The following is a 7476-nucleotide window of genomic DNA, read 5'->3' on the forward strand; positions in this document are numbered from 1 at the left end:
AGCACGCCGTAGACCACGGCGACGGCCACCCCGCTGCTCGCGCCGAGTCCGGCCGCGCCGAACGCCCAGGCGGTGGCGCCCTCGCGAGGCCCGAAACCGCCGACGTTCAGCGGGATTCCCATGGCGAGCAGCGCCAGCACGGCCAGCGGCAGCAGGACGGCGACGGAGGCTGGGGAGCCGGCGACGCGGGCGGCGAGCACGAACATGGCGAGGTGTCCGGCGAGGACGAGGAGCGAGGAGAGGGCGACTCCGGGCCCGTTGCGGCGGGAGAACAGTCCCTCGCGGGCCTCCGCGAGCGTCGCGCGCAGGGCGCGGCCGCGGCGGGAGGGCGCCCGGTTCATCCGCAGGGCCAGGACGACGGCGAGCGCGCCCACCATGGCGAGCGCGACCAGCGGGGCGAAGCTGCGTACCTCGGCCAGCACCGGGGACGGCAGGGTCAGCAGCACCGCGCCACCGACGACGGCCAGCGCGATCTGTCCGGCGACCCGTTCCAGCACCACGGTCCGCACACCGCGGCCGAGGTCACCGGCGTTCTTCCCGTGCCGCACCGCCCGGTGCACGTCCCCGAGGACACCGCCGGGCAGGGCGGCGTTCAGGAACAGGGCGCGGTAGTAGTCGGCGACGGCCGCGCCGAGCGGCAGTTCGATCCTGAGCCCCCGGGCCACCAGCGCCCAACGCCAGGCGCTGAGCACGGTGGTGACGGCGCCGATCACGAGGGACAGCACCAGCGTCGTGGCGTCGATCCGCCGCAGCCCGTCCAGCAGCACGCCGGTGCCCAGATGCCACAACAGGGCGCCCAGGATGACGGCGCCGGCGACCGAGCCGAAGTGGGTGCGCAGAGCACGGGAGTTGAGACGGTTCAGGAGGCTCCGCCACCGGGGCGCGGCGGACGGGGTTCCGGTCCGCGCGGAGGAGACGATCACGCCGATGCGGTCCGCGGAGACGGCGAGTTCACCGGCCCGCGCCCGCAGGGCCGCCTCGCGCGCCGCGAGACAGTCCTTGCCGTCCTCCCACACCTCGACCACGACGGACGGCACACCGTCGGCCGCGCCCGCCGGTGCCGGAAGGACCTGCCCCTCGGCACGCACGCCCCTCGGCGCCCCGGACACCACGTCCACGTCCCGCCCGGTCTTCGTCGCGCCGCGCACCACGAACGCCCGCACCGTCTCCACGCTCATGACGCCCCGCCCACCGGCCGGGACAGCGCCAGCAGGTCGCTGTGGTGGACGGTGACGTGGAGCTCGCCGGCCTCGCAGGCGGCCAGCCGGTCACGCAGATACCGTTCTGCGCGCGATGCCAGCTCCGGGCGCTCCTCGACGGCCGCGCCGACCCAGCCGCGCAGCCACTGGGCGGTCAGCGCCGCCTCGCCGGGGCCGAGCCGCCAGGGGCTCGGGTTGACCCGTACCGTGGCGCCCCGCTCCGAGAAGGCCTCGCAGGCCACCGTGACCGCGTCCGGGCCGAGCAGCCCGTCGCGGCGCTGGTGGGCGTTGAAGGCCTCCATGATCTCCTCGTCCATCGGGTCGGGCGGGGAGAGTTCGACGCGGCCCGCGACCGAGAGGGTCAGCAGGGCGGGGGAGCCCGCGCCGGTGCAGGCCGCCGCGAGGGTGTCGATCTCCTCGCGGGTGAGGACGTCGAGCAGGGCCGAGGCGGTCACCAGGGAGGCGCCGGCGAGGGCGTCCGGGGTGAGCCGGGCGACGTCGCCGCGCCGGGTCTCGACGGTGACCCGGCTGCCGTCGGCGGCCGAGCGCGGGGAGGCGACGGCGGCGAAGTGCAGCAGGTAGGGGTCGCGGTCGTGCAGGATCCAGTGCTGGGCGCCGTCGAGGCGGGGCGCGAGCCAGCGGCCCATCGAGCCGGTGCCGCAGCCCAGGTCGTGGATGACGTACCCGGCCTTGCCGGGCAGGTTGGCGAGCCGGATCCGCAGCGGGTCCAGCAGATCGTGCGCCCGGGCCCCGGCGTCGGCGGGCTCCCGCAGTTCCAGCCACTCGGGCGCGTAGCGCGGCGGCTCGTCCGGTCCGGTCTCCCGCAACCGCACGGTGGCCCGCTCCCCGGGCCCCTGGACGGGCCCGGCACCGGGGATCACGCCCTGCGCGGCGGCGTCCGCCACCGGGCTGCCACCGGGCGCGTCCGGCTGTCGTCCGGTGTCCGCCGACGTACCGCCCCCGATCGAGCCCGCCTGCCGGCTGCTCTCCACCGACGTACCGCCACCGTTCCCGGCCACCTGGCGGCCGCCGTCCGCCGCGGCACCGGTCCCCGGCTCGTGGCGGTCCGTCTCGGCCGTCCGGTCCTCTGCGTTCGTGCGGGTGTCCGCCGCCTGCGTTGCCATCTGCTGCCCCCGAACCGTTTCCCTCGGACCCGGCTGCGCCGGGATCTTTCCGCCGGTCTGTGCCGGTGCGGTCCTGTTCATGCCGCCCTCCTGGGTTCGCTCGGCAGCCGGCCCAGTACTCCGGCGAGGCTGCGGGCCGTGGTCGCCCAGCCGTCCAGGGCGGCCCGCCGGCCCCGGGCAGCGGCCTTCAGCCGGCGTCGTACGTCGGCCTCGCCGAACCAGCCGCGCAGTTCGGCGGCGAGCGCGGCGGGGTCCTCCGGCGGCACGAGGATGCCGGGCACCCCGCCGTCGGGGGCGCGGCCGACCGCCTCGGGCAGACCCCCGACGTCCGTCGCGAGCACGGGGATGCCACGTGCCAGGGCCTCGGTGACCGCCATGCCGTACGTCTCCGCGTAGGAGGTCAGCACCATCAGGTCGGCGGCCTGGTAGCTGGCGTCGAGCTCGGCACCGGCCTGCGGACCCGCGAGGTGGATGCGGCCCTCCAGACCGTTCTCCCTGATCAGCTGCCGCAGATGGGCGACGTACTCCGGGTCCTGCCCGAGTCCGCCCACGCACACGCAGCTCCACGGCAGGTCGGCCGCCGCGGCCAGCGCCTGCACCAGTCGGTGCTGCCCCTTGCGCGGGGTCACCGCGGCCACGCACAGCAGCCGCGAGACACCGTCGGTGCCGGAGGCGAGGGGCGCGATGTCGGCGCCGGGGGCGGCGACGTGGACCCGCTCGGGGGCTAGCCCGTGGTGCGAGACGAGGCGGCGGACCGCCCAGTCGCTGGTGGCGACGACCGCGGGCACGGCCCGCAGTACGTCCCGCTCCTTGGCGTCCAGCTCGGCGGCCACCGCGGGCTCGAGGCCCGTCTCGTCGCCGAGCGGCAGATGCACCAGCACGGCGAGGTTCAGCCGCTCCGTTTCCGGTACGACGATCTCGGGCACCCCGCAGGCGACGATCCCGTCCAGCAGGACGACCGCCCCGTCGGGGAACTGGCGCAGCGTCCGTGCCAGTTCCGCGCGGGCCGCCGCCCCGGGCCGGGGCCACTCGCCGGCCACGGCGTGCTTGTGGACCTGCCAGCCGAAACCGGGCAGATCCAGGCTCACCCGCCGGTCGTAGGCGTTGCCGCCGCTCGGCGCGGCGGGGTCGTCGACGCCGCCCGGCATGACGAAGTGCACCAGGCGCAGGGACATGGGCAGGATCTCGGCCTTCTTGACGGCGGCGTTCTGCACGGGCACATAGCCCAGTGCCGGGTTCCCCACCTTCTCCAAGGTCACGTCGGTCACAGGGCACGCTCGTAACTCGCCCAGGCGATGTGCGACTCGTGCAGGGTGACGGTGATCCCGGCGATGCCCTTGGCGCCCTCACCGAGCGCGCCCTTCTCGATGCGCTCGGCCAGCCGGTCGGCGATGACCTTGGCGAGGAACTCCGTGGAGGTGTTGGTCCCGGTGAACGCGGGTTCGTCGTCGAGGTTTCTGTAGTTCAGCTCGCTGACGACCGCGCCGAGTTCCTGGGTGGCCAGTCCGATGTCGACGACGATGTTGTCGTCGTCCAGCTGCTCGCGCCGGAAGGTGGCGTCCACCAGGAACGTCGCTCCGTGCAGGCGCTGCGCGGGTCCGAAGACCTCGCCGCGGAAGCTGTGGGCGATCATGATGTGATCGCGGACGGTGACACTGAACAACGGACGACCCTCCAGGTGCGGCGCGTCTGGTCCCCCGGCCATTGGCCGCCGGGGGATGCCGTGTAGTACGGCTCTTCGGTTCCCCGTGTTCAGCCCCGTCTCACTCTTTTCTCAGGTCAGGCGGTCTTGCGTGGCCGAAAAGTCGTCCCGGATTGAACGACTCCGTCAGGCTGTGTCCGCGTACCTGACCCGGTGGCACAGCGCCGGGATCTCCCCGGAGGCCAGCCCAGGCAGGACGTCCGGCAGTTCCTCGAACGCGGACTCCCCGGTGACGAGGGCGTCCAGCGCCGGGTCGGCGAGCAGATCGAGGGCGAGCGCGAGCCGGTCGGCGTAGCTGCGGCTGGAGCGGCGGGCCGGGGAGACGGTGCCGACCTGGCTGCTGCGGATGACCAGGCGCCGGGAGTGGAAGGCCTCGCCGAGCGGGAGGGCCACCTGCCGGTCGCCGTACCAACTCAGCTCCAGCACCGTGCCCTCGGCGGTGAGCAGTTCCAGGGCCCGGGCGAGCCCCTGCTCGGTGGCGCTGGCGTGCACGACCAGATCGCACTCACCGAGGGCGTCGGCGGGCAGCGCGAAGCCGACCCCGAGCGCCTCGGCGATCTTGGCCCGGCCGGGATCGGCGTCCACCAGCTGGACGCGCACGCCCGGGAAGCGGGCGAGCAGTGCGGCCACCGAGCAGCCGACCATGCCCCCGCCCACCACGGCGATCCGGTCTCCGACCAGCGGCGCGGCGTCCCACAGCGCGTTCACGGCGGTCTCCACCGTCCCGGCGAGGACGGCCCGCTCGGCGGGCACGGTGTCCGGAACGACGGTCACGGCGGAGGCGGGGACGACGTACCGCGTCTGGTGCGGATACAGACAGAAGACCGTCCGCCCGACCAGGTCCGCCGCACCCGCCTCCACGACACCGACGCTGAGGTAGCCGTACTTCACGGGGGCGGGGAAGTCGCCCTCCTGGAACGGCGCCCGCATGGCCGCGTGCTGGCTTTTGGGAACACCGCCGCGGAAGACGAGCGTCTCCGTCCCCCGGCTGACCCCGGAGTAGAGCGAACGCACCAGCACCTCGCCCTCACCGGGTTCGGGCAGGTGGACGTCTCGTATCTCGCCCTGTCCCGGACGGCTGAGCCAGAACGCGCGGGCGATCAGGTTCATCTGACGTCCTCCTGAACGATCGGGAAGTGGTTCACGTACCGAGGTGTGCACAGGCCGCGCACAGTACGCGGCGTTGATCGACTCTGTCATACGGCCGGAGGGTGTGCGGTGGCCCTGAACAACACTTACGACGCAAGGCTGGTCCAGCAGGAGACCGCTGTGGGAGCGGGCGTTCAGATCCTGTTGCTGGCCCTGCTCGGCACGGCGATCGGCATGGGGCCGGCGGGTTGGCTGACCGGCCTCGCCTTCGCCGTCGCCACCTGGGCGGTGCTCTCCCGGGCACTGCACCGCACCCGGCCGCGTTCCTTCGGCCCGGCCAACCGAGTGACGCTCGGCCGCGCGACCCTGGTGGGCGGAGTCACCGCCCTGGTCGCGGACTCCTTCGAGAGCTCCCCGCCGGTCACCGCCCTCGTCGGCCTCACGGCGGTCGCGCTGATCCTCGACGGCGTGGACGGCAAGGTCGCCCGCGCCACGAACACGTCCACGCCGCTGGGCGCGCGCTTCGACATGGAGGTGGACGCGTTCCTGATCCTCGTCCTCAGCGTGTACGTCTCCATGGAGTTCGGCCCGTGGGTCCTGCTGATCGGCGGCATGCGGTACGGCTTCGTGGCCGCGGCCCGTGTCTGGCCGTGGCTGAACGCCGAGCTCCCGCCGAGCATGGCCCGCAAGACGGTGGCCGCGATGCAGGGCATCTGCCTGCTGCTGTCCGCCTCGGGCTACCTGCCGAGCACGGCGTCCCTGACGGTCGTCCTGATCGCCCTCGCCTCCCTGACCTGGTCCTTCGGCCGGGACGTCCGGTGGCTCCACCGCAACTCCCGCGTCCAGGACGCGGAGGTCGCGGAGATCCTGGAACTGGCGGCGGAGGAGCGGGAGACGGTCGCGTCCTGACCGCCGGGATCACGTCCTGACCGCTAGGTGTCGCAGCCTCACCGCCGGGATCACGTCCTGACCGCCGGGAGTCGCGGCCTCACCGCCGGGAGTCGCGGCCTCACCGCCGGGAGTCGCGGCCTCACCGCCGGGAGTCGCGGCCTCACCGCCGGGAGTCGCGGCCTCACCTCCAGGACCGTGGCGTGACGTCGGACACCGTGCCGTCGTTGCCGCTCGCGCCTCCGTGGCCAAGCCGCGTGTCGCCCGGCCGCGACCGGTCACCGCGGCACCACAGCCGGCGACGATCCGTTGCTCATCGGCCTCTTGGCAACAACCCAGCCGCCGCGACCAGCACCACGGCCGGCATCACCCACGGCACCGCGCCCGGCGCTCCCGCGTCCGGCAGCAGTCCCGTCACCGAGCTCCCCGTCGGCACGATGAGCCCGGACACCGAGGACAACCCCCCGGTGTGGAGCCCGAGCCACCCCTCCTCCGCCTGGTCCGGCACCCGGGCGCGAGCCGCCGGTGCGACCAGCATCAGCGTAAGAAGAAGTCTCGAACGGTGCACGGCGCCTACCGCCCCGTCGGTATCTCGAAGTGGACGATCCCCTGACCGCCGCCGGATTCCCGCCGCTCGTCGAGCACGACCCTGCCGAGAGACCGCCAGAAGGCCTCCGCCCCCGACACCGACGGGTCCGTGTGCAGGCACACGGCGCGATAGCCGCCGTCCGCGACCGCGAACGTGAGCAGTTCCTCGACCAGGCGTCCTCCCCCCTCCGAGCGCGAACGCGGCCAGCTCCTGCGCGCCCTCGCCGGCGACGCGATCCGCGGCAGCCTGGAACGCCACTTCGGCGTCGAACTGGCCTTCCAGAACTGCCACCGGGTGGCGGTCTTCCCCCCGGGAGCCCGCACCGGCGAGACCTACGGCCGCTTCACGTCCCTCCGCTCCCAGATCCTGAACCAGTCCCCGGAGTTCAGGGACTGCTGACCCGCCCCGGCGCCTGGTCCGGCTGCTCGGATTCCCCCCCCGGGGGCCGCCCGCCCCCGTTCCCCCCCCCCCTCCCCCCCCACCCTCCACCCGCCCCCGGAGTCCCGGCCCGGCGCACCCGCCCCGGCGCCTGGTCGGGCGGCTCGTGGCCCGCCGCGTCGAGCAGCCGGACCAGGTCCGCCCGCCCGTACCCGCTGAGGGAGGCACGGTGGGCGGCCATCAGCAGCATCTGGGCGACAACCTGCCCTCCGAACGTCCCGGGCGGCGTCCTCGTAGATGCGGCGTTTGACCTCCTCCTCGTCCGTGTCGGTCACGGTGAACCCGGTGTTGTCGTCGCGGCCGGTGATCGTGCCGTCCGCGTTGTGGTGGAAAGACAAGCCCATGGTGTGCCCCCCGTTACCTTCTAGACGGCCCCGATCTTGGGGCTCCCGGCCTTCTGGCCCGGCATGACTATGTCCCCCTGTCGCCCATGACCCGGGGGGTGGT

The 7476-nt window shown here is 73.9% G+C and carries 5 protein-coding genes and 4 pseudogenes; 2 read left to right on the plus strand and 7 right to left on the minus strand.

Features of this window, described 5'->3' with window-relative positions; genetic code table 11:
- Positions 1–35: 35 nt before the first annotated feature.
- The 5 genes and pseudogenes from ABZ453_RS42945 to ABZ453_RS42965 all read right to left on the minus strand — a co-directional run.
- A pseudogene (locus ABZ453_RS42945) lies at positions 36–1178 on the minus strand (lysylphosphatidylglycerol synthase transmembrane domain-containing protein); the annotation flags it as partial.
- Positions 1175–2104 (minus strand): class I SAM-dependent methyltransferase, encoded by a 930-nt coding sequence (locus ABZ453_RS42950; RefSeq protein WP_359024202.1) that lies wholly within the window; start codon positions 2102–2104, stop codon positions 1175–1177. The pseudogene ABZ453_RS42945 and the gene ABZ453_RS42950, both read right to left, overlap by 4 nt.
- A 296-nt stretch (positions 2105–2400) precedes the next feature.
- Positions 2401–3591 (minus strand): glycosyltransferase family 4 protein, encoded by a 1191-nt coding sequence (locus ABZ453_RS42955; protein WP_359024184.1) that lies wholly within the window; start codon positions 3589–3591, stop codon positions 2401–2403.
- Positions 3588–3986, minus strand: a complete 399-nt coding sequence (locus tag ABZ453_RS42960) for a 6-carboxytetrahydropterin synthase (RefSeq protein ID WP_359024186.1) — start codon at positions 3984–3986, stop codon at positions 3588–3590. The genes ABZ453_RS42955 and ABZ453_RS42960 overlap by 4 nt, the downstream gene beginning before the upstream one ends.
- Before the next feature lie 165 nt (positions 3987–4151).
- A complete protein-coding gene (locus ABZ453_RS42965; protein WP_359024188.1) occupies positions 4152–5135 on the minus strand; it encodes a zinc-binding alcohol dehydrogenase in 984 nt (327 codons plus the stop codon).
- Positions 5136–5243: 108 nt separating this feature from the next.
- Between ABZ453_RS42965 and ABZ453_RS42970 the strand changes: the two genes are divergently transcribed.
- On the plus strand, positions 5244–6023 hold the full coding sequence (locus ABZ453_RS42970) for a CDP-alcohol phosphatidyltransferase family protein (protein ID WP_359024190.1): 780 nt from the start codon (positions 5244–5246) through the stop codon (positions 6021–6023).
- A 292-nt stretch (positions 6024–6315) separates the two neighbouring features.
- Here ABZ453_RS42970 and ABZ453_RS42975 read toward each other — a convergent pair.
- Together ABZ453_RS42975 and ABZ453_RS42980 are read right to left on the minus strand one after the other, a co-directional pair.
- Positions 6316–6555, minus strand: a pseudogene (locus tag ABZ453_RS42975) (MFS transporter); the annotation flags it as partial.
- Positions 6556–6575: 20 nt separating this feature from the next.
- Positions 6576–6767, minus strand: a pseudogene (locus ABZ453_RS42980) (GNAT family N-acetyltransferase); the annotation flags it as partial.
- Here ABZ453_RS42980 and ABZ453_RS42985 point away from each other — a divergent pair.
- Positions 6763–6990, plus strand: a pseudogene (locus ABZ453_RS42985) (SCO5389 family protein); the annotation flags it as partial. The pseudogenes ABZ453_RS42980 and ABZ453_RS42985 sit on opposite strands and share 5 nt — an antisense overlap.
- Positions 6991–7476: the final 486 nt, after the last annotated feature.

The organism is Streptomyces sp. NPDC005799, assembly GCF_040630525.1.
Lineage (GTDB): Bacteria > Actinomycetota > Actinomycetes > Streptomycetales > Streptomycetaceae > Streptomyces > Streptomyces griseorubiginosus_B.

Excerpts from the sequence above, each read along its gene's own strand:
- ABZ453_RS42965 (WP_359024188.1), bottom strand. The coding sequence starts at position 5,135 with ATGAACCTGATCGCCCGCGCGTTCTGGCTCAGCCGTCCGGGACAGGGC.